A 21,372-nucleotide genomic window follows, 5' to 3' on the forward strand; every position below is an offset into this window, starting at 1 on the left:
GAACGGGGCTAGATCAGCCGTCGAATTGAGCGCCCGAGGGCGTTTTCGGCGCCTTTCGCGTTGACTCGGGACCCGCCCTCCGTATATGTCGCCGCTCTTCGCCCGCGGGGTCTACCCGGCGGGCGCATCCTTTTTTGCGTTACGCTGAGGCTCCAACATGTACGCGGTGATCAAGACCGGCGGCAAGCAGTACCGGGTTCAACCGGGCGACACGATCGTCGTCGAGAAGCTCGATGGCGATGCCGGCCAGGAACTGAAGTTCGACAGCGTCCTGATGCTGGGCGGCGACAAGGGCGTGACCCTCGGCGCACCGCTGATCGACGGCGCCTTCGTCGGCGCGACCCTGATCGAGACCCGCAAGGGCGAGAAGATCAAGATCTTCAAGAAGACCCGCCGTCAGGGCTATCGCCGTACCAACGGCCATCGCCAGATGGAATCGGTCCTGCGCATCACCGGCATCGACGGCGCCGGCGAGACCGCCAAGTGGGACGGCAAGATCGACCTGATGACCAAGGCCGAGATCAACCTGCGCGCCCGTGGCCTGGCCAAGCGCGCCGCGACCTCGGACCTCGGTTCGACCGAGACGGTCGTCGCCCAGGGCTCCAAGTCCTCGGCCAAGGTCGAAGCCGGCGTGGTGGAAGCTTCGGCCAAGCCTGCGAAGGCTCCGGCCAAGAAGGCCGCCGCCAAGACCGAAACCGCCGCTTCGACCGACGAAGCCTAAACAAGACGCGCGCCAGCAGGTCCTACGGCCGCTAGCGCAACGAAGAGAGAGTTCAGATGGCTCACAAGAAATCCGGTGGTTCGTCGCGTAACGGTCGCGACTCTCACTCCAAGCGCCTCGGCGTGAAGAAGTTCGGCGGCGAGAACGTTCTGGCCGGCAACATCCTCGTGCGCCAGCGCGGCACCACCTTCCACCCGGGCGACAACGTCGGCCTGGGCCGCGACCACACCCTGTTCGCCACCGAGCACGGCGCCGTGAAGTTCACCAAGAAAGCCAACGGCCGTTGTTACGTGTCGATCATTCCGGCGAATGACGACCAGATGGCCCTCGCCGCCGAGTAACGCGACACCGGATTTCGGATCGCGTTGCTCCTGAAAAAGCAGCCGATCCGGACCAAGGGAAATATTCCGCGGGGAGTCTGGATCACCAGGCTCCCCGTTTGCGTTTCCCCGCCTCGAAGTCCGCCCGAGCCCTCCAAGGAGGCGGACCGCATACCGAGGCTGGAACCATGTGCGTCATCGAAACCTCTCCGGTCGTTGAGACCCGGCGTCTTGTGCTGCGCGCGCCGTCGCCGCAGGACGTGCCCACGATCGCCCGCCTGGCCAATGACGAGGCCATCACCCGCAACACGCTGCGCATGCCCTATCCCTATCGTCCGGCCGACGCCGAGGCGTTCGTGACCGATGTGGCCGCCCAGAACCCGGCCAGGGCCAACACCTTCCTGATCGAGCATGAGGATCTGGGGCCGGTCGGGGTCATCGGGCTGTTCGAGGATGCCGATCTGGCCCCCGAGATCGGCTACTGGATCGGCCGGTCCTTCTGGGGGCGGGGCTTCGCCACCGAGGCGCTGGAAGGGGCTCTGGTCTGGGCCGGCAAACGTTGGCGCAGACGGGCGCTGATGTCCGGACATTTCGCCGACAACCTGGCGTCGGCGCGCGTGCTGGAGAAGGCCGGCTTCCTCTACACGGGCGAGGTCCGGCGTCAGTTCAGCAGGGCCCGGGGGGCTCCGGTCGAGACGCGCCGGATGGTCTGGCTGGCCTAGCCAGTTGTTACCTTCTCCCCTTGCGGGAGAAGGTGGCAGCCGAAGGCTGACGGATGAGGGGTCATGCCGGCGGCGAGGTTTGCGGCGACAAGGCTGACTTCGAATGTCAGCGTGACCCCTCACCCGACCGCGCAAGAACGACGGCTTCGCCGCCGTGCGCGATCTCCCTCTCCCGCAAGGGGAGAGGGCCTTTACCCTGTGACGCTCGGGCCGAAGGCGACGACGGCGGCCACGACGCCGCCGACGACGGCTGCGCAGGCGCCGGCCACGAAGGCGAAGGCCGTGCGGGTCTGGCGACGGCGCATGCCGCCGGTGCGGACCGAACGGATGATGACGAACGGCGACCGGTCGAAGGCTTCTGAGCCTATGATGTTATGCTGGGACATGGAGACGCTCCCCGAACTGATTGGGTCCGAGGAAGGCAGTCAGGGTGCGTCTGAAAGATGGCGAACGGCGTTCAGGCGCGAATCCGTGATCGGATAATCGTCGTTAGCCGCAGAAGACCAGCCGGCCCGAATACGCGCGATAATAGCCGCTGACCGGATCGTAGGAACGATAGCGCGAGGCGCAGTACGACTGGCGGCCTTGATCGCGGCCGTTCGAATAGCCGCCGCCATAGTATGCGCCGACCTGCCCGCCGTAGCCCGAGCCGGGATAGACCTGATCCGGGCGGCCGTAGGCGCCATAGTACTGTGTGCCCTGATTGTAGGGCTGGTAGGTGTAGCCGCCGCCGTCGTGCTCGCGCCCATAACGGCTGTAGCGGGGGTTCGACGTGTAGGAGCGCACAGGCCGCTGATCGCGCCAGCGGGCGTTGCAGTCGTCGCGCGCCCGGTCCCAATAGGCGTCGCAGCGATAGTCGCCGGGGCGGTCCTGCTGGCCGTTGTAGTCGTTGCCGTAGCGGCCGTAGCTCGAATACGACCGGGCCTGATCCGGATAGCTCCAGCTCTGGGCAGCGGCCGGGGCGGCGGCCGGAAGCGCGACCGAGGCGGTCAGGAGGGCGGCGGCTACGGCTGCGGCTTTCATGGTCAAGGCCTCAGGCTGTGCGGGCCATGCCCGCCGGTGGATCGGGGGGTAAGCCTTTTACAGGGTGACGTTGGCGGTCGTGCCGGCGCGGGTGATGACGTGGCGCATCAGAACGATGCGGTCGCCGCCGGCGCTGACCGGGGTGATCAGGAACCAGCCGCCGTCGGGCAGGCCGTCGAAGCGGAAGCGGCCGTCCTGGCAGGTCGCCGAGCGGACGTAGGAGCGATAGTCGGCATTGGGATCGGGCACGGTACGGGCGCGCACCACGGCCTCGGGGATCGCGGCCTGGTCGGTCGAACCGTAGAGGGTCTGGACCCGCGCGCGGGTGTAGGGGGTGTCCGGCGTCAGGGCGACGGAGCCGGTGCAGGCGAAGCTCTGGCCGTCGCGACCGAATGCGACGCGACCGTCGATGCCCGCCGTACCCGTGAGGACCGACCAGCCGAAATCGGCGGCGGTGAAGGCGGCGGGCGGAGCCGGCGTATAGCCGGACGGGCCGGGAGCGGAGGCGCAGGCGACCAGGGTCGCAGCAAGCGCGGCCGTGGCGACGAGGGTGGAAGCGAGGCGTATCGACATCGGAGTTCTCTCGGACAGGCACGCGACGTGGCCCCGAGGGGCCAGGCCACATGACGCCTAACGCAGGCGTAAGGTCAAGGTTGCGAGACCTGACGACGGGCGCCACAAGTCCCGGATAACTGAGCGACCGGCCGGTTCGGACCGGGCGCCGATCCGGTCTACAGGGACCCCATGACAGTCGTATTCGCAGATATCCAGGCGGCGCAGGCGCGCATCAGGGGCCAGGTCGATCGAACCCCCGTGCGGCATTCCCGACGGTTGTCGCAGCTGACCGGGGCCGAGGTCTGGGTCAAGTACGACAACCTCCACTTCACCGGCAGCTTCAAGGAGCGCGGGGCCCTGAACCGGCTGCTGTCGCTGACGCCGGAGGAGATGAAGCGCGGCGTGGTGGCGGCGTCGGCCGGAAACCATGCCCAGGCCCTGGCCTATCACGGCGGACGGCTGGGCGTGCCCGTGACCATCGTCATGCCCGAGGGGACGCCCTTCACCAAGATCGACGGCACACGCAGCCACGGCGCCAACGTCGTCATCAAGGGCGCCGACTTCACCGGCTCGACCGAGGAGGCGCATCGTCTGAGGGACGAGGAGGGATTCGTCTTCATCTCCGCCTTCGACGACGAGGGGATCGTCACCGGTCAGGGCGTCTGCGCCATCGAGTTTCTCGAGGATGCGCCGGATCTCGACGCCCTGATCATCCCCATCGGCGGCGGCGGGCTGATCGCCGGCTGTTCGATCGCGGCCAAAGCGATGAAGCCGGACATCCGCATCTTCGGCGTCGAGGCGGCCATGTATCCCTCGTTCAGCGCGCGGAGGAAGGGCGAGACGCCGAAATGCGGCGGGGCGACGATCGCCGAGGGTATCGCGATCAAGGCGGTCGGCGACATTCCGTTCGCGCTCGCGGACCCGCTGGTCGAGGAGGTGCTGGTCGTCGACGAGGAGGATTTCGAAAAGGCCGTGGCCCTGTTCGCGACCCTGGAAAAGACGGTGGCCGAAGGCGCCGGGGCCGGCGGGCTGGCGGCCCTTCTCCGCTACCCCGAAAGGTTCCGGGGGAAGAAGGTCGGACTGGTCCTGTGCGGCGGGAATATCGACGCGCGCATGCTGGCCGTGGTGCTGAACCGCGAGATGGTCCGTGAACGGAGGCTTATCGTCTACCGGATCCTCGGCGACGACCGGCCGGGCATGCTGTCGTCCATGGCGGCCGTGATCGGGGGTCTGGGCGGCAACATCATCGACGTCGTGCACAACCGTCTGGCGCTGGACGTTCCGGCCAAGGGGGCGGAGTTCGACATCATGGTCGAAACGCGCGATAGCGCCCATTCCGACGCGATCGGACAGGCTTTGAAGGACAAGGGTTATGCGCTTCGGATGGGTTAGCGTCGCCGCCATCGGCGTTCTCGCACTGGCCGGCTGCAACCGCGACGCAGCGGGCGGCGCCGACCTGGAAGCCAATGCCAGGGCCGCCGCCTTCTTCATGGAGTCCAACGCCAAGGCGGACGGGATCCAGACCCTGCCCTCGGGCCTGCAATACAAGGTGGTGCAGTCGGGGCCGTCGGGCGCGGCGACGCCGGACCGGAACGACCTGGTGCGGGTCGACTACGAGGGCGCCCTGACCGACGGGTCGGTGTTCGATTCATCCTTCTCGCGCGGCCAGCCCTATGTGACCACGGCCGAACAGGTCGTGCCCGGCTGGACCGAGGCCCTGCAGCGGATGAAGGTCGGCGACGAGTGGATGCTCTATGTGCCGCCGGCCCTGGGCTATGGCGAGCGCGGCCAGGGGGCGGACATTCCGCCGAACTCGGTGCTGGTGTTCCGGATCAAGCTGCTGGACGTGGCCCCGGTGCCGGGCGGCGGACGGGGCGTCGGGCTGGCGCAGGGGTGATGGAGTCCTTCTCCCCTTGCGGGAGAAGGTGGCAGCCGAAGGCTGACGGATGAGGGGTCGCGCCGGCGGTTGGAGTTGACGTGATTGGACGCCGACGTTTGACATCGGCGTGACCCCTCATCCGACCTCGCTTCGCTCGGCCACCTTCTCCCGCAAGGGGAGAAGGGCCCACTCACTCTGAACGCCTTCGTCGGTCTCCGCGGCAAGCTTCGCATCCCGCAACCCCGCGAACGCCTCCGCCCCCATCAGCCGTGACAGCGCCCACACGGCCGCGCCACGGACCAACGGCGACGCGTCGTCCAGCAGCCGTTCCGCGCTCGCGACCAGCCGAGGATCGCCGCTGTTGCCGATCGCATAGAGGACGTTCCGCACGAACCGGTCGCGACCGATGCGCTTGATCGGGCTTTTCGAGAACAGGATGCGGAAGGTCGGGTCGTCGAGCGCGGCGAGGTCGGCGAGGCGGGGGCCGACGGAGATGTCGCGAGCGGCCAGCCGGGTCTCGCGCGACGCCTGCGCGAACTTGTTCCACGGACAGACGGCCAGACAGTCGTCGCAGCCGTAGATCCGCGACCCGGTCAGGGCGCGGAACTCCACCGGCCAGGGTCCGGCATGCTCGATGGTCAGATAGGACAGGCAGCGGCGTGCATCGAGCTGGAACGGCGCGGGGAAGGCGTTCGTCGGACAGGCGTCGAGACAGGCGGTGCAGGAGCCGCAATGTTCGGTCTCGGCCGGGTCGGGCTCGATCTCTGCGGCCGTCAGGATGACGCCCAGGAACAGCCAGTTGCCCTGGTCGCGGCTCAGCAGATTGGTGTGCTTGCCCTGCCAGCCGAGGCCCGCACGCTGGGCCAGGGGCTTTTCCATCAGGGGGGCTGTGTCGACGAAGACCTTGACCTCGGCGTCAAGGCGTGAAGCCAGCTGGCCAGCCAGGGTCTTCAACCGGCCCTTGATGACCTCGTGATAGTCGTCGCCGCGGGCGTAGACCGAGATGTAGCCGGCGCTGCGGTCGGCCATCTCCGGCAGGGGATCGGACGCGGGGCCGTAGTTCATGCCGAGCACGACGGCGGTGCGGGCGCCGTCCCACATGGCCGTCGGATGGGCGCGGCGTTCGAGGGTGGTCTCCATCCAGCCCATCTCGCCGTGACGGCCGGCTTCGACGAAATGCTGCAGCCGTTCGCCGGCGGACCAGGGCTCCGACGCCGACGCGAACCGGCAGACGTCGAACCCGAGTTCGGCGGCACTGACGCGGAGGGTGTCGCGGAGGTCGGACATGGGTCGCTTATGGCATCCCTTCTCCCCTTGCGGGAGAAGGTGGCAGCCGAAGGCTGACGGATGAGGGGTTGTGCCGGCGGTTGGAGTCTGGATCAGCAGCGCCGACCTTCGACGTCAGCGTGACCCCTCATCCGACCTCGCTTCGCTCGGCCACCCCTCCTCGGATCGCATGCGATCCTTCGTCGACCCGCAAGGGGAGAAGGAAGGATCGCTAAAAATCCAGATCCGCGTAGTGCGGTGCAGGGGCCAGGCCCTGGAAGCGGTCGGCCAGCAGGGGCCGGAAACAGGGGCGGGACTTGATCTTCATGTACCAGGTCTTCAGCCCCGGCCAGTTGGCCCAGGCGACCTCGCCGAAATAGTCGAGCGTCGACAGATGGGCGGCGGCGACGATGTCGGCCTGGGACAGACGTCGCCCGGCGAACCAGTCGCGGCGGGACAGCAGGGCGTCGAAGATGGCGAGATGGTGCTTCAGCGCCTCGCGCCCCTCGCGCAGCATCCGGGCCTCGGGCGGACCGAGGCGGAGGAGGGGCTTTTCCATCCGCTCATGCAGCAGGACGGCGTTGACCTCGTCGGTGAAACGGCGGTCGAACCAGGCGGTCAGACGGCGCGCCTCGGCGCGTTCGGCGGCGTCGGACGGCATCAGGAGCGGCGTCTTCTGGGCGTCCTCGATCCAGCCGAGAATGGCCCCCGCCTCGCACAGGGTCAGGCCCTCGACCTGGAGCACGGGCGGCATGCCCGACGGGTTCAGATCGCTGACGGGACAGTCGTCCTCCCATGGACGCACCAGAACCTCGGTCCATTCGATGCGCGCCTCGCCCAGGGCCAGACGCGCGGTCCGGCTGCCAGGATCAAAGGGGAAATGGAACAGGACGTTCGCCGACATGCGACCGTCCTGCACCTGTGGCCGTTAAAGGCTCGTTTACGTTGAAGGCGAAACGGGGACCGCAGGTGCGACCGGACCGTGCGGGTCGGCGTGGATCAGGACGTCCGCGCCGGGGAAGGCGGCCGTCACACGGTCCTCGGCGGCGACGACGATGTCGTGCGCGGCCTCGAACGACAGGGTGCGGTCGAGGTCGATGTGCATCTGGACCATCAACCGGTCGCCCGATAGCCGGGTGCGCAGCTGGTGCACGCCGCTGACCCGGGGGTCGGAAAGGACGGCATTGGTCAGGGCGACGCGGTCAGCGTCCGACGCCTCCCGGTCCAGCAACTGGTCGGCGGCGCCCTTGAGTACGCCGAAGGCGCCCCAGAACAGCCAGACGGCGACCACGAGACCGGCGGCGGCGTCGAGGCCGGGGGCCGCCAGCCAGGCGCCGGACACGACCCCGATCAGGACGACGACGCTCGACGCCAGATCGGCGGCGTAGTGGGCGCGGTCGGCCGAGACGGCAATGGAGCCCGAGGCCTTCAGCGATCGGGTCTGGAGCCAGACCAGGAGGCCGGTCAGCAGGATGGAGACGAGGACGACGCCGACGGCCCAGGACCCGCCGACGACCGGACGGGGGTCGAACATCCGCTGGAGCGCCTCCCAGCCGATGAAGACGGCGGAGGCGAACACCAGTCCGGCCTGGACCAGGGCGGCCACGGCCTCGCCCTTGCCGTGGCCGAAGCGGTGGTCGGCATCGGCGGGGGCGGCGGCCCAGCGCACGGCAAGGAAGGTGGCCAGGGAGGCGATCAGATCGAGCGAGGAATCGGCAAGGGAGGCGAGGATGGACACGGACCCGGAAGCGCCCAGCGCGAAGGCCTTCATCGCGATCAGCAGCACCGCGACCCCGACCGACAGGCCGGTGATCTGACGCGTCGAAAGGGTGGCGGCTGAGCCCCAGGGACCTGGGTTGGGACCGGATTTCGGATCGGGCGCGGGCGAAGGCGTGACGGGAGCGGTCATCGATGCCCTTTTCGCTGATCGCCCGTGAGTTGCCAATGGAGGACGGATCAGGAACCGTCGTTAGGCTTGCGGTCATCAAAGCGCCCCATGGTGAGCGCGGATTAACCTTGACGGGTCGGGACTTGCAGCGATGACGCCAGGCGTTAGCGAGCGGGAAGTGGAGACGGCGGATCGATGGATCCCCCGCGCAGAGGTCCTGTCGCTGCTGGGGGTCAAGACCCAGACCCTCTACGCCTATGTCAGCCGGGGGCGGATCACGGCCCGGCCGGATCCGAACGATCCCCGCCGCAGCCTGTACGCCGCCGCCGATGTGGCCCGGTTGAAGGGGGCGAGCTCGGGTGAGATGCCCGGCGTCGTCGTGCCGTTCGAGCCGCCGGCGGTAAAGGGCGAGTCCCTGATCCAGTCGAAGGTCAGCCTGATCTCGGACGGGCGGCTCTATTATCGCGGTCGCGACGTGGCCCAGTGGGCCCAGAATGCGACCCTGGAAGAAACCGCCCGGCTGTTGTGGGGCGCCGGAGAGACGAATCCCTTCGCGGGCCTGGGCGTGCGGGTCGACAGCGCCGGAGGCGCCTCGCATCGCGCACGGCTGTTCGCGGCCCTGTCACGCCGCGCCGAGGAAGATCCCTCTTCCAGCGGCCGGTCGTCGGAGGCGCTGAACGCCGAGGCGGCCTCGGTCATGAACGAAGTGGTGGACGCTGTCTCCGGGCCGGGGCCGCGGCTGTTCTTCCATCAGAGACTGGCGCGCGGCTGGAAGATGCTGGAGCGCGACAGCGTGCATCTGAGACGCGCCCTCGTCCTGGCGGCGGATCTGGAACTGGATCCGGCGGTGCTGGCGACCCGGGCTGCGGCTTCGGGCGGAGCGTCTCCGGCGGGCGCGGCCTTCGCAGGCCTGGCCACGGTGGCGGGGTCGCCGGGGGCCAGGACCCTGACGCGCGCCATCGCCTATGTGGCCGAGGCGCGCCGCGACCCTGCGGGTGCGGCCCAGCGCCAGATGGCGCACGAGGGCTCCATTCCCGGCTTCGGCAGCGAGAGCTTCCCGCACGGCGATCCGCGCGTCGAGGCCCTGCTGGCCCTCGCCGACCTGCCCGCCGACCTGACGGCGGTGATCCGCGAGGCGGAGGCGGCCAGCGGACACCGGACGGGCTTCGCCGGCGCCCTGGCGATCATGGCGCGGCGTCTGGACCTGCCGCGCAACGGCGCGTCGGACGTCCTGCTGATCGGGCGGCTGACCGGGCTAATGGCCCATGCACTGGATCAGATCATCGACGGCTCGCCGATACGGGCGCGGCTGCGCTATGTGGGGCCACGCCCTTGATCGGCTGAAGCCGATCACGAACACACTTTCAAATTGCCGTCCGATCGTAGATCAGGCTGGGCACCGCAGGGCGAGTGACCCGGGCGCGTAGAGCTGGGGAACTTCATGGCGGACTGGATCGCGGCGATCATCCTGGGGCTGGTCGAGGGACTGACGGAGTTCATTCCGGTCTCGTCCACGGGCCATCTGCTGCTGACCAAGAGCCTCCTGGGCCTGCCCAATCAGCCGTGGGACACCTTCATCGTCATGATCCAGCTGGGCGCGATCCTGGCCGTGGTCGCCCTCTATTTCGCCCGGCTGTGGAAGGTGCTGACCGGCCTGCCGGGCAGGGATCCGGCCGCGCGCCGGTTCGCCTACTCGGTCCTGCTGGCCTTCTTTCCCTCAGCGCTGGTCGGTCTTCTGGCCCACGATTTCATCAAGGCGGTGCTGTTCAACCCGACCATCGTCTGCGTCAGCCTGATCGTCGGCGGTTTCGCCCTGATCGCGCTCGAGCGCTGGGCGCCGCAGCCGAGGGAGCATGACGCCATGGGCTTCTCGCTGAAGACCGCCCTGGGCGTCGGCCTGTTCCAGTGCCTGTCGATCATTCCCGGCGTCTCGCGCTCGGGCGCCACGATCGTGGGTGGCCTGCTGCTGGGCGTCGACAAGCGGGCGGCCGCCGAGTTCTCCTTCTTTCTCGCCATCCCGACCATGGTCGGGGCCTTCGCCCTGGACTTCTGGGAGAGCCGGGACTTCCTTGTCGGGGACACCGTCACCCTGATCGCGATCGGCTTCGTGGTGTCCTTCGTCAGCGGCCTGTTCGTGGTCCGGACCATGCTGGATTTCGTGGCGAAGCACGGCTTCACCCCGTTCGCCTGGTGGCGGATCGCGGTCGGGGTCATCGGCCTCGGCCTGCTGTACTCGGGCGTGATCGCCTGAGGCTTGTCAGCCCGCGTTCGTCGGGTGCAAGCTGAGGCCATGAGCATCCAGCCCGCTGACGGCGAACGCTTCGCCTCGTTCGAAGCCTTCTATCCGTACTATATCCACGAGCACTCCAATCAGGTCTGCCGGCGCATCCATATCGTCGGCTCGGCGCTGGTGATCGTGGCGGCGCTGCTGGGTCTGTTCGTCAACGCCTGGTGGTTCGCCGCCATGCCCCTGGTCGGCTACGGTTTTGCCTGGGTCGGGCATTTCTTCTTCGAGAAGAACCGGCCCGCCACCTTCCAGTATCCGCTGTGGAGTCTGATGGGCGACTGGCGGATGTTCTTCGAGACCGTCAGCGGCCGGCGGAAATTCTGACGACGAGCGATCACCGTTCCGTCAGTCGACTCGCGCGCCAAGCGAGCGCATGGTTCCGGCGGGGGCGTCGGGACAGATCGCGATGTTGGGACATATCAAGAGACGACTGGGGCAGTATGGTGCGGCCTGGGTCGCCGCATTCCTTGTGACAGGAGCCGCCATCCTGACCGGCTGGCTGTTCGAAGACCTGATCATGGTCGCGGACATCGTCTTGCCGGTCATGCTGGCCGCAACGGTGCTGGCGACCGGCGTCGTGCTGATCGCCACCCTGATTTCAAGGCAGACGCTCGGGACGAAACTGGCCGTCGGGGCGCTGGCCCTGCTTCTCGTCCTGCCCCTGATGTGGGCGCCGATGGCCGCCGCCGTCGCGATCGCCTTCTTCGCCGACCGTTCGATCGAGTATTCACAGGTCTATGCCGGCTTCCAGATCGGGGTCAGCGAACTGCTGTTCCCGCTGGAGGAACTGGTGCGGTCAGGCGCAGTGTTCGGCAGCGTCTGGGCCCTGTTCCAGGGGGTGGCCAGCATCGTGGGTTTCATCTCCGCCCTGTCGAACATCTGGCCGATCCTGCGTCGGCTGCTCGGTCCGGAGCCGGCGACCGCGGCCTAGTCCCCGATCCGGGTCAGCCGGGTCTGGTTGCGGAAGCGCCAGGCCTCGTCGCCCGCCCCGACCGGACGGACTTCCTTGATCTCCAGAAGCGCGTCGCCGTCACGCGTCTCGGTGATCCGGATGTCCGCCAGAGCGTCGCCGTCCTCGGCCGTCTGGCGATAGATCAGGGTCCAGTGGGTCGCGTCCGTGAAGGCAGCGATCTCGACCGTCTCTGTCGAAAGCTCGGGCGGTCGGCCGGCGCGGAAACTGGCCGAGGTCGAGGTGCCGGCGGCCGGATCGTCGAGGCTGACGGTCGTGATCCAGACCGGCTTGTCGGGACCGTCGTCGAACAGGCTTTTCCGGATCAGGGTGGCGCCGTCGCCGGGGGTCTCGATCGCGGACACAACGGGAATCTCGAACAGCCGGTCGGTCTGGTAGTCGCGATAGCCGAGGGCCCCGCTCCATTGACCGGCCAGGCCGAGACGCAATCCGGACGCGGACGGGGCGTCCTGCGCCTCGGCCGCGACCGGCAGGAGCAGGGTCAGGGCGAATGCGGTCAGCAAGAGTCGACGGATCATGATGGGTCTCCGGATCAGGCGTTGAGAATGAGGGCGGTCGCGGCCGCCATCTGGGGATCGTGGCCGGCAGCGACGTCGGCGGCGGTGGTCGGCACGAACACATCCGGATCGATCGCGGCGTCGGGCTGGGGCGTGTCCGGGATGCTGGCGATCAGCGGCAGGTCGACCTCCATTCCCGAGGTCGGCAGGCGCAGGAAGACGAAGGCGCCGCCGTTGATGCCGCGACGATTGCCGCCGGTGGTCGACCCCAGCAGGGTCGCCAGCCCGTTGTCCTTGACCGCCTGGGCGAACTGGAAGGTCGCGGACGAGTTCGAGGAGTCGCACAGCACCACGACCGGGCCCGCGAACCGGCGGCCCTGTGGCTGGATCATCGTCGTCTCCGGGCCGTCGTCGTAGCGGGTCAGACGATAGAGGCCGCGCTCGTCGGGTCCGACCGCCTGGTCGCCCCAGTCGAGGAAGGACCGGTCCCAGGTGTCGAGGTGGGGACGGAGATTTTCGGGGGCGTGGCGATAGCGGACGAAACGCCGGCTCCGCGACAGGGGCAGGTCGCGGTCGATCAGGCGGCTGAGGATGACGTTGCCGCAGTCCTCCCCGCCCTCGTTGCCGCGCAGATCGACGATCAGGCCGCGTGCGCCGTCGCCGGTCAGGTCGTCCATGACCCCGCCCAGCCAGGCCTCCCACGCGAAGTCGGAGTTGTAGAGCGCCCATCCGGGCATGGTCAGGCGGACGACGCCGTCGGCATCCTTTGCCAACGTCCAGGGATTGGCGTCACGGTCCGGCTCGAGCGCCCCGGGGGCACTCGCCCTGCGCTCGGCCAGGGTCATCAGACCGGCGCGGACCACCCGGCCGTCCGCCAGGGTGAAGGCGGCGACGTCGCGGACCGGCAGGACCAGCGGCAGGTGGATGTCGAAGGTCTCGTAGCCGTCGTCGCCCCTTACCGACATCAGGCTGATCCGCTTGGCGTCGCTCGCGCCGTCGGCGCGGGCCAGGGGCAGGAGGCGGGCGAGAATCTCCGGGGTCGCGATCCCGTCGACGGCCGTGATCCGGCTGCCGCGCGGCAGGAGCGACCCGGCGGTGTCGTCGCCGGTGACGACCATCTGTCCATCGATCCAGACGAAGCGGAAGGGGACCAGCGACCGGTCCGGATACAGCCGGGCCACCACCGCATCGGCGGCATTGTAGGGATTGGGATAGGTGTGACCGCAGCGGATCGAGGCGGTGACCCGCGTCAGGGCCGCGAACCGGTCGCGGAACGACCCCGGGGCCGCCCAGTCGCGCGCCAGCCGGTCGAGCCGTTCGGTGATCGCGGCGGGGGTGGAATAGCGATAGAGGCCGGGATGCATGGTCTCCCAGGCCCGGCGCAGGATGGCGACATCGGAGGACCAGTCCTCGCCGATCGCCTCGGCGGCCCGGGCCGGCGCCGAGGAGGCCAGGGCAAGGCCGCCGGTGATCTGCAGCAGGCGACGACGGGACAGACGATGCATGGGCGGGCGGCTCCGGATTCGACGCCACCCTGCCCCGCTTCAGCCCGGCGCGCGCCTCAGTTCCGCGCCGGATGCGGGAAAATCATGATCTGAGACGCCACGGCGATAGCGGGAGGGGGCGACGCCGTAGCGGGCGTGGAAGGCGCGGTTGAAGCTGGCCTTGGAACTGAACCCGGCGTCGAAGGCGAGTGTCAGAAGGTCCTCCCCGGACCCCTCATCGAGGGCGGTCGCGACGGCCTCGGCGCGCAGGCCGTTGATCCAGGCGGAGAAGTTCACGCCGAGACCCTGATTGATGGTGCGCGACAGACGGCCGGTGTTGGTGGCGAGGCGACGGGCGAGCACAGGCAGGCTGAGGTCGGGCTCGCGCGCCCAGCCGGCCTCCCGCACCCGGGCGTCGACGTCGGCGGCGACGGCGACCCAGTCGGGTCCGGCCGCCGTCTCCGTCGCGGCCGTCGGAACGGGGACCGGGAAGCGCAGGGCTGCGTGTCGCCAGCCCTCGACGCCGAGATACAGGCCGATCCCCGCCAGTGAGAGATAGAGGCCGGTCTCCTGGAAATAGTCGATGCCTCCGCTGATCCAGTCCCAGACTGTGAAGGCGGTGTAGATGCCCAGGACGGCGACGAGGGCGACAATGACCCGGCTCAGCCAGGCCGCGGCGAACCGGTCGTCGTCGCTTCGCGCCTCGGCCAGATCCCGACGGTAGTCGCCCAGACGGCGCAGGGACAGGGCGGCGTAGACGCCCAGGGAAACCAGCAGTGCGACCTCGAACACCGGGTTGACGAAGCGGGCGTGGCCGCCGGTGTACCAGTCCCATTTGGCGTCGAGCGGCAGGGCGAAACAGACGAGGAAATAGACGAGCTGCAGGGCGGCGGGCGCGAGATGCAGGCCGAAGCGGTCCGGCAGGCGGCCGCGCACCAGGGCGTGGGTGTAGCCGAACAGAAGCGGCGGCAGGGCCAGGGTCAGGGCGAAGGGCGCGAAGGTCAGCCAGCGCCAGGCGTCATAGGCGCCCGCGAAGCCGATCGAATAGGGGGTGAGGACGCCGGTCAGGACGATCAGGACGGCGGCGAGGACGCGGTTCGCCGTCCGGTTCGCATCCTGTCGGCTCACGGCGACGGCGAGCGTGAGAAGCTGCACGCTGGCCAGGCCCAGCAGCGCGACGCGCCATCCGAAATGCAGTTGAACCCCGTCCACGGGGTCAGACTAGTCCGCGCCGGCCGTCAGCGCGAGGCGCTGTTCCAGGCGGGCGGGCAGCCGTCGAACCGGCCGGCGTTGGTGATGGTCAGCCGCTGCTGGTTGAAGCGCATGACCGGCTGCATCGAGCCCCGGCCGTTGCCGGTGTAGAGGTCGACGCGCTGGCCGCGGATCGCGCCGCCGGTGTCCGAGGCATACCAGTAGCCGTCGTGGATGGTGCCGTCCGGAAGGCGCATGCCGACCGTCTCGCGGATGAACAGCTTCGTCCGTCTCGGAATCACGCGCGGGTCGGTGGCCAGGGTGCGCATTGGGATCGGACGGCAGCCCAGGGAATCGTTGCCCGTCGCTCCGCCGCCGCCCGCGTGATACAGGCTGGCGCGGGCGTTCCAGTCAGGATCGCGGGCCATCAGTTCCGCCTGTTCGGGGGTCAGATCGGCCGGTTCGGCGGTTGCATCCTCGCTGGAACCGTCCGCGACTTCAGGGCTTACCGCTACCACGGGATCGGCCGCGACGACCGTCTCGTAGGGAACAGGATCTCCGGCCGAAAAAGCCGCAGCCCAAAGCATGGCGAACGCCGCGAGGGTGTCGAACACAGGTCGAACTCATAGTGACGCCGGTCCCCAGAACTGTACCGGCAAGGGGCTGTGTCGGTGCGGGCTGTGGCGAGAATGTGTCCGCAGGCCGCGATGCGACCGTTCGTCCCCATGCGCGGATGGATCAGTCAACCGTTGCCTGAGATAAGCGGAACCGGGGTTGGGCAACGTCTGAAATCGCGTTAGCAGTATAGCCGGTTCAGAAATCCTTTGCTGGGACACGATGCTTACTGTTCACGGAGATATTCGCTCGGGCAACTGCTTGAAGGTCAAGTGGATGCTGGACGCGCTCGGGCGTGATTATCGATGGATCGAGGTCGATATCATGTCGGGCGGAAGCCGGACGCCGGAATTTCTCCTGCTGAATCCGTTCGGTCAGGTCCCGGCCCTTGTTCTTGAAGACGGCCGGACCCTGGCCCAGTCGAATGCGATCATCCTGCATCTGGCCGAGGGCACGCCGTGGATCCCGGTCGATGCCTGGGAACGGGCGAAGATGCTGGAGTGGCTGTTCTGGGAGCAATACAGCCATGAACCCTATATCGCCGTCGCCCGGTTCCAGCGTGTCTATGCCGGCAAGACCGCCGACGAGGTCGAGCCGCGACTGATCGAGCGGGGCAACGTCGCCCTGTCGCGGATGGAGACGGCTCTGGCAGGGTCGGAGTGGCTGGCGGGCGGACAGGGGGCGACGCTCGCCGACCTGGCCCTGGTCGCCTACACGCGCGTCGCGCATGAAGGCGGGTTCGATCTGGGGATTTATCCGAACGTGGAGGGCTGGATTTTGCGAACCGAAACGGCGTTCGGGATCAAGTGATCCTTCTCCCCTTGCGGGAGAAGGTGGCCGAGCGAAGCGAGGTCGGATGAGGGGTTACGCTGGCATCGAAAGGTCAGTGCTTGATCCAACCGCTCCAGCCGCCGGTGTGACCCCTCATCCGTCAGCCTTCGGCTGCCACCTTCTCCCGCAAGGGGAGAAGGACGCTTCAAGGCCTCCGCCTTGACTTCGCCGCACTCAGCGCCCATTTGCGCTGCGTCGCACAATTGCGATCCCCGGCGTCTCCAGCGCGTGTGGGTCTTCCTCCCGAGCGAAGACCTGACTGTAGCAGCCGCCGGACCCTCAAGATTCATTCGCTGCCCGGACACGCGGGGCGGCGCCCGATCCACCCCGCGAGCGCCACTCTGGTGCTCCGTCGGGACTGGCGGTGCGCGGCCTTATCGGCGTTGAGCCATGGCTGATGCGCGTCGCCGCATACGCGAAAGAACACGGCTCCATGAGCACCACCTTCGAATCCTTCGGCCTGAACAAGGCTCTGCTGCAGGCTCTCACCACCGAGGGCTATACCGTCCCCACCCCGATCCAGGCCCAGGCCATTCCCTCGGTCATGCTCGGCAAGGACCTGCTGGGCATCGCCCAGACCGGCACCGGCAAGACCGCGGCCTTCGCCCTGCCGATCCTGCATCGTCTGGCCGAGAACCGCGTCGCCCCCCTGCCGCGCACCACCCGCTGCCTGATCCTGTCGCCGACGCGCGAACTGGCCAGCCAGATCGCTGACAGCTTCAAGGCCTATGGCCGCCACCTCGGCTTCAAGGTCGCGGTCGTCTTCGGCGGCGTGAAGTACGGCCCGCAGGAACGCGCCATCCAGGCCGGCCTCGACGTCCTGGTCGCCACCCCCGGCCGTCTGCTGGATCACATGCAGCAGAAGACCCTGGACCTGTCCTCGACCGAGATCTTCGTCCTCGACGAGGCCGACCAGATGCTGGACCTCGGCTTCGTCAAGCCAATCCGCCAGATCGTCAGCCGCATCCCGGCCAAACGCCAGAACCTGTTCTTCTCGGCCACCATGCCGACCGAGATCGGGAAACTGGCCGGCGAGCTCCTGAAGGACCCGATCAAGGTCCAGGTCACGCCGCAGTCGACCACGGTCGAGCGCATCAACCAGTCGGTCATCCACGTCGAACAGGGCCGCAAGCGCGCCCTGCTGACCGAGATGTTCGCCGACGACAACTTCACCCGCTGCCTGGTCTTCACCAAGACCAAGCACGGCGCCGACAAGGTCGCGGCCTATCTGGAAGCCGGCGGCGTCCAGGCCGGAGCCATCCACGGCAACAAGTCCCAGCCCCAGCGTGAGCGCACCCTGGCCGCCTTCAAGGCCGGCAAGCTGCGCGTCCTGGTCGCCACCGACATCGCCGCCCGCGGCATCGATGTCGACGGCGTCTCGCACGTCGTGAATTTCGAGCTGCCCTTCGTGCCGGAAGCCTATGTTCACCGCATCGGCCGGACGGCCCGCGCAGGAGCCGACGGCTCGGCCATCAGCTTCGTCGCCGGCGACGAGATGAAGCTGCTCAAGGACATCGAGAAGGTCACCCGTCAGAAGATCCCGGCCACCGACCGTCGGAACGACAAGTCGCTGGGACTGCTGGACCAGTCGATCATGGCCGCCGGCGTCGGCGCCAAGGCCTCAATGCCTGACGACGGTCGCGGCGACCGCCAGCAGCAGCGCGGTCCGCGTAATCCGCGTCGCGACGGCGTGAAGAAGGAGCACGGCGGCCAGCCGCATCGTGTTCGCGGCAAGGGCGCTCCCCGTGGCGGCCAGGGCGACCGGACCCACCACGCTGATCGTGGAGATCGTCCTCTGGCCTCGACCCAGCCGTTCGACCCGCTGGCGGCCGACCGCGCCCGCTCGGCCGCGATCGCCAACCGCCCGACGTCCAGCCATCAGGGGGGCGAGGCCAAGCCCGACGGCGAAATCCGCCGCCGCCCGCGCGGCCGTCGCCCGTCCAATGGCGGCAAGGGCTACGCGGCCAAGGGCTGAGGCTCTGAACTGAACTGACGACGGCGGGCCTTGCGAGAGGCCCGCCGTTTTCACGTCTGGAGCGCGGTCACGACGCCCGCTGCGGCCAGCACCTCGGCAAGGGCCGCGACCGCCGCCTCGACCCTGGCCGCATCCCGGCCACGCACCACCAGGTTCGTGCCGATCTCGCCGTCCGATCCGGCACCGAAGGGGTAGCTGCCGAACGATAGGTCGCGCTCTGCCTTCGCCGCCTCGGCCAGGGGGGCCGCGATCGCGCCTTCACCGACGCCGATGACCCTCAATGTCCGCGCCTGCACCACCGCCCCCGTGCGCAACCTCGGCGCCACGTCTTCGAGCATCGCGGTCATGATCCTGGGCACCCCCGCCATGACGAAGACGTTGCCCATCTGAAATCCCGGCGCGTCCGTCACGGGGTTGGCGATCAGAAGGCCGCCGTCGGGAATCCGCGCCATGCGCCGTCGCGCCTCATTCAACTCGTCGCCGTAGCGCCGCTCCAGGATCGCCAGAGCGTCCGCCCGCTCGGCGATCCCGACGCCGAACGCCTCCGCCACGCAGTCGGCCGTGATGTCGTCGTGCGTCGGGCCGATCCCGCCAGTGGTGAAGACATAGTCGTGTCCGGCTCTCAGCGCGTTCAGCGCCTCGATGATCTGGCCCGGTCGATCGCCGACTGTCCGCGCTTCCATCAGGTCGACGCCCAGTGCGGCGAGGAAGCGCGCGATGGTGTTCAGATTGGTGTCGGCCGTCCGCCCGGACAGGATTTCATCGCCGATGATGAGTACGGCGGCGGTCGGTGAGGCATGGGTCATGCGCCACACCTACGCCGCCCCGGCCCAGCCACAAGGGCCTGGCTGTCGCGGCCCCTGAAAAGCCTTGAGGAACCGTGCTACACTGCCCATCTGACTCCCGACGGCGCTGCCCAGCGCGACCTTGAGACCGCCGAATGTACGAAACGCCTGAGCTGGACGCCGAGACCTGGACGCGCACCAGCGCCATCCGCCTTTATCAGCCCGAGGATTTCGAGGGCATGCGGGTCGCCGGCCGCCTGGTCGCCGAGGCGCTCGACATGATCACCCCCTTCGTCGTGCCCGGCGTGACGACGCAGGAGATCGACGACCGTATCCGCCAGTTCACCCTGGACCGCGGCGGCCTGCCGGCCTGCCTCGGCTACAAGGGCTACATGAAGACGGTCTGCACCTCGATCAATCACGTGGTGTGCCACGGCATCCCGGGCGACCGGGTGCTGAAGGACGGCGACATCGTCAACATCGACCACACCATCATCGTCGACGGCTGGCACGGCGATTCCAGCCGGATGTACGCGGTCGGCAACGTCGCGCCGCGCGTGAAGAAGCTGATCGACGTGACCTATGAATCCCTGGCCCTCGGGCTGGAGCAGGTGAAGCCCGGCAATACCTTCGGCGACATCGGCTTCGTCATCCAGCGCCACGTCGAGGCGAACCGGATGAGTGTCGTGCGCGACTTCTGCGGCCACGGCATCGGCCGGCTGTTCCACGACAGCCCCAACGTCCTGCACTATGGCCGCAAGGGCGAGGGCGCGGTGCTCAAGCCCGGCATGTTCTTCACGATCGAGCCGATGGTGAACCTGGGCAAGCCGCACGTGAAGGTCCTGTCCGACGGCTGGACCGCCGTCACCCGTGACAAGTCCCTGTCGGCCCAGTGCGAGCACACGGTCGGGGTCACCGAGGACGGCGTCGAGATCTTCACCGCCAGCCCGGCCGGCCTGTTCAACCCGAACTAGAATCAGGTCTTGAAGCCTGCTCGCCAGCCGCTAGCCTGACCCCGGTTCAGGGGAGGGAGCGTGACGGATCAGGGCGATCAACCGAGGCTTCCGGCGAAGGTCGCCCCTCACCACGCCGGTCACCGCGAGCGATTGCGCGAGCGTGCCCGGACCGCAGGCCTGAACCACCTGCCCGACTACGAACTGCTGGAGCTCTTCCTGTTCCGCAGCCAGCCGCAGGGCGACGTGAAGCCGATCGCCAAGGCTCTGCTGTCGCGGTTCGGATCGTTCGCCGCCGTCCTCGCCGCCTCGGTCGAGGACCTGATGACCGTCCGCACCGAGGACACCCGGGGCCGGAAGAAGGGCGTCGGCATGGAGACGGCACTGGACCTCGCCGCCCTGCACGAGGTCGCCCGGCGCGTGGCCAGGGAGCCGGCGATCAAGCGCCCGGTCATCTCGTCATGGAGCGCTCTGCTCGCCTATGTCCGCGTGGCCCTGCAGCATGAGCCGCGCGAACAGTTCCGGGTGCTCTATCTCGACAGGAAGAACCAGTTGATCCTCGACGAGATCCAGAATCGCGGCACCGTCGACCATGCTCCGGTCTATCCGCGCGAGGTCGTGCGGCGGGGCCTCGAGGTTTCCGCCGCCGCCATGATCCTGGTCCACAACCACCCGTCGGGAGATCCGACGCCGAGCCGCGCCGACATCGACATGACCCGGCAGATCGTCGAGGCCGCGAAGTCGCTGGGCCTCGAGGTTCACGACCATCTGGTCGTCGGGCGCGAGGGCGTGGCCAGCTTCAAGCAACGGGGACTGATGTGACCGGACCTGTCCTCACCACCGCCCGCCTGACCCTGACGCCGGTCGGTCCGGGCGACTACGATGACCTCGTCGCCCTGTGGCGGGACGAGGCCTTCACCCGCCACATCACCGGCCGGTCCCTGTCGGCGGAGGAGGTCTGGTTCCGGCTGCTGCGCGATCTCGGCCACTGGTCGGCGCTTGGGCGGGGCAACTGGTCGATGCGTCTGACCGGGACCGGCGCCTACGTCGGTTCGGTCGGGGTGCTGGACTACCGTCGCGACGTGACGCCGCCGATGGAGTCGCCCGAGCTCGGCTGGGGCATCGGCGGGGCGTTCCACGGTCAGGGTCTGGCCGGCGAAGGCGTGTCGGCGGCCCTGGCGTGGGCGGACGGGGTGCTGAAGGCGCCGCGCACCGTCTGCATGATCGGACCGGGCAATCTGCCGTCCCTGCGCCTTGCGGGCCGCGTCGGATATGTCCGCTATGCCGACGGCGTCTATCACGGCGAGCCGACGATCCTTCTGGAGCGGATCCGCCCGTCCGGGCTCAATTAGCGCGACCGCGCGGCAGCCCGACAGGACTGTAGCGTCACATTAAGGTTTACGCGCCATT

The 21,372-nt window shown here is 68.4% G+C and carries 25 protein-coding genes; 14 read left to right on the plus strand and 11 right to left on the minus strand.

From position 1 onward, the window contains the following. Positions 1-157 precede the first annotated feature (157 nt). The 3 genes from rplU (at position 158) to Q0044_RS05735 (ending at position 1,763) form a co-directional block, all read left to right on the plus strand. Positions 158-721, plus strand: a complete 564-nt coding sequence (gene rplU / locus Q0044_RS05725) for a 50S ribosomal protein L21 (RefSeq protein WP_298160617.1) — start codon at positions 158-160, stop codon at positions 719-721. A gap of 56 nt (positions 722-777) precedes the next feature. Beyond that, positions 778-1,062 carry a 50S ribosomal protein L27 gene (rpmA, locus tag Q0044_RS05730; RefSeq protein ID WP_298160619.1) on the plus strand — a complete coding sequence of 95 codons (285 nt, stop codon included), beginning with the start codon at positions 778-780 and terminating at the stop codon, positions 1,060-1,062. A 167-nt stretch (positions 1,063-1,229) separates the two neighbouring features. Next, on the plus strand, positions 1,230-1,763 hold the full coding sequence (locus tag Q0044_RS05735) for a GNAT family N-acetyltransferase (RefSeq protein ID WP_298160621.1): 534 nt from the start codon (positions 1,230-1,232) through the stop codon (positions 1,761-1,763). A 191-nt stretch (positions 1,764-1,954) separates the two neighbouring features. On the opposite strand, the gene Q0044_RS05740 is transcribed toward Q0044_RS05735, so the two are convergent. The 3 genes from Q0044_RS05740 to Q0044_RS05750 form a co-directional block, all read right to left on the minus strand. Next, positions 1,955-2,149 (minus strand): hypothetical protein, encoded by a 195-nt coding sequence (locus Q0044_RS05740; protein ID WP_298160623.1) that lies wholly within the window; start codon positions 2,147-2,149, stop codon positions 1,955-1,957. Positions 2,150-2,252: 103 nt separating this feature from the next. Further along, a complete protein-coding gene (locus Q0044_RS05745) occupies positions 2,253-2,786 on the minus strand; it encodes a BA14K family protein (protein ID WP_298160625.1) in 534 nt (177 codons plus the stop codon). Positions 2,787-2,843: 57 nt separating this feature from the next. After that, positions 2,844-3,359 (minus strand): hypothetical protein, encoded by a 516-nt coding sequence (locus Q0044_RS05750; protein ID WP_298160627.1) that lies wholly within the window; start codon positions 3,357-3,359, stop codon positions 2,844-2,846. A 171-nt stretch (positions 3,360-3,530) separates the two neighbouring features. Between Q0044_RS05750 and Q0044_RS05755 the strand changes: the two genes are divergently transcribed. Together Q0044_RS05755 and Q0044_RS05760 are read left to right on the plus strand one after the other, a co-directional pair. After that, positions 3,531-4,733: a threonine ammonia-lyase gene (locus Q0044_RS05755; RefSeq protein ID WP_298160629.1), complete on the plus strand. Its 1,203-nt coding sequence runs from the start codon at positions 3,531-3,533 to the stop codon at positions 4,731-4,733. After that, positions 4,714-5,238: an FKBP-type peptidyl-prolyl cis-trans isomerase gene (locus tag Q0044_RS05760; protein ID WP_298160630.1), complete on the plus strand. Its 525-nt coding sequence runs from the start codon at positions 4,714-4,716 to the stop codon at positions 5,236-5,238. The genes Q0044_RS05755 and Q0044_RS05760 overlap by 20 nt, the downstream gene beginning before the upstream one ends. A 117-nt stretch (positions 5,239-5,355) precedes the next feature. Here Q0044_RS05760 and queG read toward each other — a convergent pair whose 3' ends face one another. The 3 genes from queG to Q0044_RS05775 form a co-directional block, all read right to left on the minus strand. Next, positions 5,356-6,507 carry a tRNA epoxyqueuosine(34) reductase QueG gene (queG, locus tag Q0044_RS05765; RefSeq protein WP_298160632.1) on the minus strand — a complete coding sequence of 384 codons (1,152 nt, stop codon included), beginning with the start codon at positions 6,505-6,507 and terminating at the stop codon, positions 5,356-5,358. A 211-nt stretch (positions 6,508-6,718) separates the two neighbouring features. Beyond that, positions 6,719-7,390, minus strand: a complete 672-nt coding sequence (gene fzlA / locus Q0044_RS05770) for an FtsZ-binding protein FzlA (protein WP_298160634.1) — start codon at positions 7,388-7,390, stop codon at positions 6,719-6,721. A 36-nt stretch (positions 7,391-7,426) separates the two neighbouring features. Continuing rightward, positions 7,427-8,395, minus strand: a complete 969-nt coding sequence (locus tag Q0044_RS05775) for a cation diffusion facilitator family transporter (RefSeq protein WP_298160636.1) — start codon at positions 8,393-8,395, stop codon at positions 7,427-7,429. A 130-nt stretch (positions 8,396-8,525) separates the two neighbouring features. Between Q0044_RS05775 and Q0044_RS05780 the strand changes: the two genes are divergently transcribed. The 4 genes from Q0044_RS05780 (at position 8,526) to Q0044_RS05795 (ending at position 11,592) form a co-directional block, all read left to right on the plus strand. Next, entirely contained in the window at positions 8,526-9,710 is a 1,185-nt protein-coding gene (locus Q0044_RS05780) for a citrate/2-methylcitrate synthase (protein WP_298160637.1), read from the plus strand. 105 nt (positions 9,711-9,815) lie between these two features. After that, positions 9,816-10,625, plus strand: coding sequence for an undecaprenyl-diphosphate phosphatase (locus Q0044_RS05785; protein WP_298160639.1), 810 nt, complete (start codon positions 9,816-9,818; stop codon positions 10,623-10,625). Positions 10,626-10,664: 39 nt separating this feature from the next. Then, the gene (locus tag Q0044_RS05790; RefSeq protein ID WP_298160641.1) at positions 10,665-10,985 is read left to right on the plus strand and encodes an Mpo1-like protein; all 321 of its coding nucleotides are present in this window, start codon (positions 10,665-10,667) and stop codon (positions 10,983-10,985) included. Positions 10,986-11,067: 82 nt separating this feature from the next. After that, positions 11,068-11,592, plus strand: coding sequence for a hypothetical protein (locus Q0044_RS05795; RefSeq protein ID WP_298160643.1), 525 nt, complete (start codon positions 11,068-11,070; stop codon positions 11,590-11,592). Here Q0044_RS05795 and Q0044_RS05800 read toward each other — a convergent pair. From Q0044_RS05800 to Q0044_RS05815, 4 genes are read right to left on the minus strand one after another with little or no spacing between them, the layout of a single operon-like run. Then, positions 11,589-12,149, minus strand: a complete 561-nt coding sequence (locus Q0044_RS05800; RefSeq protein WP_298160645.1) for a hypothetical protein — start codon at positions 12,147-12,149, stop codon at positions 11,589-11,591. The genes Q0044_RS05795 and Q0044_RS05800 overlap by 4 nt on opposite strands. A gap of 14 nt (positions 12,150-12,163) precedes the next feature. Then, positions 12,164-13,633, minus strand: coding sequence for a S41 family peptidase (locus Q0044_RS05805; protein ID WP_298160647.1), 1,470 nt, complete (start codon positions 13,631-13,633; stop codon positions 12,164-12,166). Positions 13,634-13,672: 39 nt separating this feature from the next. Next, entirely contained in the window at positions 13,673-14,824 is a 1,152-nt protein-coding gene (locus tag Q0044_RS05810; protein WP_298160648.1) for an AraC family transcriptional regulator, read from the minus strand. Positions 14,825-14,850: 26 nt separating this feature from the next. Continuing rightward, positions 14,851-15,417, minus strand: coding sequence for a 3D domain-containing protein (locus Q0044_RS05815; protein ID WP_298160650.1), 567 nt, complete (start codon positions 15,415-15,417; stop codon positions 14,851-14,853). A gap of 223 nt (positions 15,418-15,640) precedes the next feature. Here Q0044_RS05815 and Q0044_RS05820 point away from each other — a divergent pair, with 223 nt between their 5' ends. Continuing rightward, positions 15,641-16,228: a glutathione S-transferase family protein gene (locus Q0044_RS05820; protein WP_298160652.1), complete on the plus strand. Its 588-nt coding sequence runs from the start codon at positions 15,641-15,643 to the stop codon at positions 16,226-16,228. A gap of 454 nt (positions 16,229-16,682) precedes the next feature. After that, the gene (locus Q0044_RS05825) at positions 16,683-18,224 is read left to right on the plus strand and encodes a DEAD/DEAH box helicase (RefSeq protein ID WP_298160654.1); all 1,542 of its coding nucleotides are present in this window, start codon (positions 16,683-16,685) and stop codon (positions 18,222-18,224) included. Positions 18,225-18,274: 50 nt separating this feature from the next. On the opposite strand, the gene Q0044_RS05830 is transcribed toward Q0044_RS05825, so the two are convergent. Continuing rightward, complete coding sequence (locus Q0044_RS05830; RefSeq protein WP_298160656.1) at positions 18,275-19,030, minus strand: competence/damage-inducible protein A; 756 nt, start codon at positions 19,028-19,030, stop codon at positions 18,275-18,277. Between the two features lie 134 nt (positions 19,031-19,164). Between Q0044_RS05830 and map the strand changes: the two genes are divergently transcribed. Genes map through Q0044_RS05845 form a run of 3 tightly spaced genes read left to right on the plus strand, consistent with a single transcriptional unit; the run spans position 19,165 to position 21,314 of the window. Beyond that, entirely contained in the window at positions 19,165-19,983 is an 819-nt protein-coding gene (gene map / locus Q0044_RS05835) for a type I methionyl aminopeptidase (protein WP_298160657.1), read from the plus strand. Positions 19,984-20,043: 60 nt separating this feature from the next. Further along, positions 20,044-20,784: a RadC family protein gene (gene radC, locus Q0044_RS05840; protein WP_298160659.1), complete on the plus strand. Its 741-nt coding sequence runs from the start codon at positions 20,044-20,046 to the stop codon at positions 20,782-20,784. Continuing rightward, entirely contained in the window at positions 20,781-21,314 is a 534-nt protein-coding gene (locus tag Q0044_RS05845) for a GNAT family N-acetyltransferase (RefSeq protein ID WP_298160661.1), read from the plus strand. The genes radC and Q0044_RS05845 overlap by 4 nt, the downstream gene beginning before the upstream one ends. Positions 21,315-21,372: the final 58 nt, after the last annotated feature.

The organism is Brevundimonas sp. (genome assembly GCF_027484365.1).
Taxonomy (GTDB): domain Bacteria; phylum Pseudomonadota; class Alphaproteobacteria; order Caulobacterales; family Caulobacteraceae; genus Brevundimonas.

Bases quoted from the DNA above. Each gene is read 5' to 3' on its own strand.
- Q0044_RS05735 (WP_298160621.1), top strand. From the start codon at position 1,230: ATGTGCGTCATCGAAACCTCTCCGGTCGTTGAGACCCGGCGTCTTGTG.
- Q0044_RS05745 (WP_298160625.1), bottom strand. From the start codon at position 2,786: ATGAAAGCCGCAGCCGTAGCCGCCGCCCTCCTGACCGCCTCGGTCGCG.
- Q0044_RS05805 (WP_298160647.1), bottom strand. From the start codon at position 13,633: ATGCATCGTCTGTCCCGTCGTCGCCTGCTGCAGATCACCGGCGGCCTT.
- fzlA (WP_298160634.1), bottom strand. From the start codon at position 7,390: ATGTCGGCGAACGTCCTGTTCCATTTCCCCTTTGATCCTGGCAGCCGG.
- Q0044_RS05790 (WP_298160641.1), top strand. From the start codon at position 10,665: ATGAGCATCCAGCCCGCTGACGGCGAACGCTTCGCCTCGTTCGAAGCC.
- Q0044_RS05740 (WP_298160623.1), bottom strand. From the start codon at position 2,149: ATGTCCCAGCATAACATCATAGGCTCAGAAGCCTTCGACCGGTCGCCG.
- queG (WP_298160632.1), bottom strand. From the start codon at position 6,507: ATGTCCGACCTCCGCGACACCCTCCGCGTCAGTGCCGCCGAACTCGGG.
- map (WP_298160657.1), top strand. From the start codon at position 19,165: ATGTACGAAACGCCTGAGCTGGACGCCGAGACCTGGACGCGCACCAGC.
- Q0044_RS05755 (WP_298160629.1), top strand. From the start codon at position 3,531: ATGACAGTCGTATTCGCAGATATCCAGGCGGCGCAGGCGCGCATCAGG.
- rpmA (WP_298160619.1), top strand. From the start codon at position 778: ATGGCTCACAAGAAATCCGGTGGTTCGTCGCGTAACGGTCGCGACTCT.
- Q0044_RS05785 (WP_298160639.1), top strand. From the start codon at position 9,816: ATGGCGGACTGGATCGCGGCGATCATCCTGGGGCTGGTCGAGGGACTG.
- Q0044_RS05820 (WP_298160652.1), top strand. From the start codon at position 15,641: ATGCTTACTGTTCACGGAGATATTCGCTCGGGCAACTGCTTGAAGGTC.
- Q0044_RS05825 (WP_298160654.1), top strand. From the start codon at position 16,683: ATGAGCACCACCTTCGAATCCTTCGGCCTGAACAAGGCTCTGCTGCAG.
- Q0044_RS05780 (WP_298160637.1), top strand. From the start codon at position 8,526: ATGACGCCAGGCGTTAGCGAGCGGGAAGTGGAGACGGCGGATCGATGG.
- Q0044_RS05795 (WP_298160643.1), top strand. From the start codon at position 11,068: ATGTTGGGACATATCAAGAGACGACTGGGGCAGTATGGTGCGGCCTGG.
- Q0044_RS05775 (WP_298160636.1), bottom strand. From the start codon at position 8,395: ATGACCGCTCCCGTCACGCCTTCGCCCGCGCCCGATCCGAAATCCGGT.
- rplU (WP_298160617.1), top strand. From the start codon at position 158: ATGTACGCGGTGATCAAGACCGGCGGCAAGCAGTACCGGGTTCAACCG.
- Q0044_RS05750 (WP_298160627.1), bottom strand. From the start codon at position 3,359: ATGTCGATACGCCTCGCTTCCACCCTCGTCGCCACGGCCGCGCTTGCT.
- Q0044_RS05800 (WP_298160645.1), bottom strand. From the start codon at position 12,149: ATGATCCGTCGACTCTTGCTGACCGCATTCGCCCTGACCCTGCTCCTG.
- Q0044_RS05760 (WP_298160630.1), top strand. From the start codon at position 4,714: ATGCGCTTCGGATGGGTTAGCGTCGCCGCCATCGGCGTTCTCGCACTG.
- Q0044_RS05830 (WP_298160656.1), bottom strand. From the start codon at position 19,030: ATGACCCATGCCTCACCGACCGCCGCCGTACTCATCATCGGCGATGAA.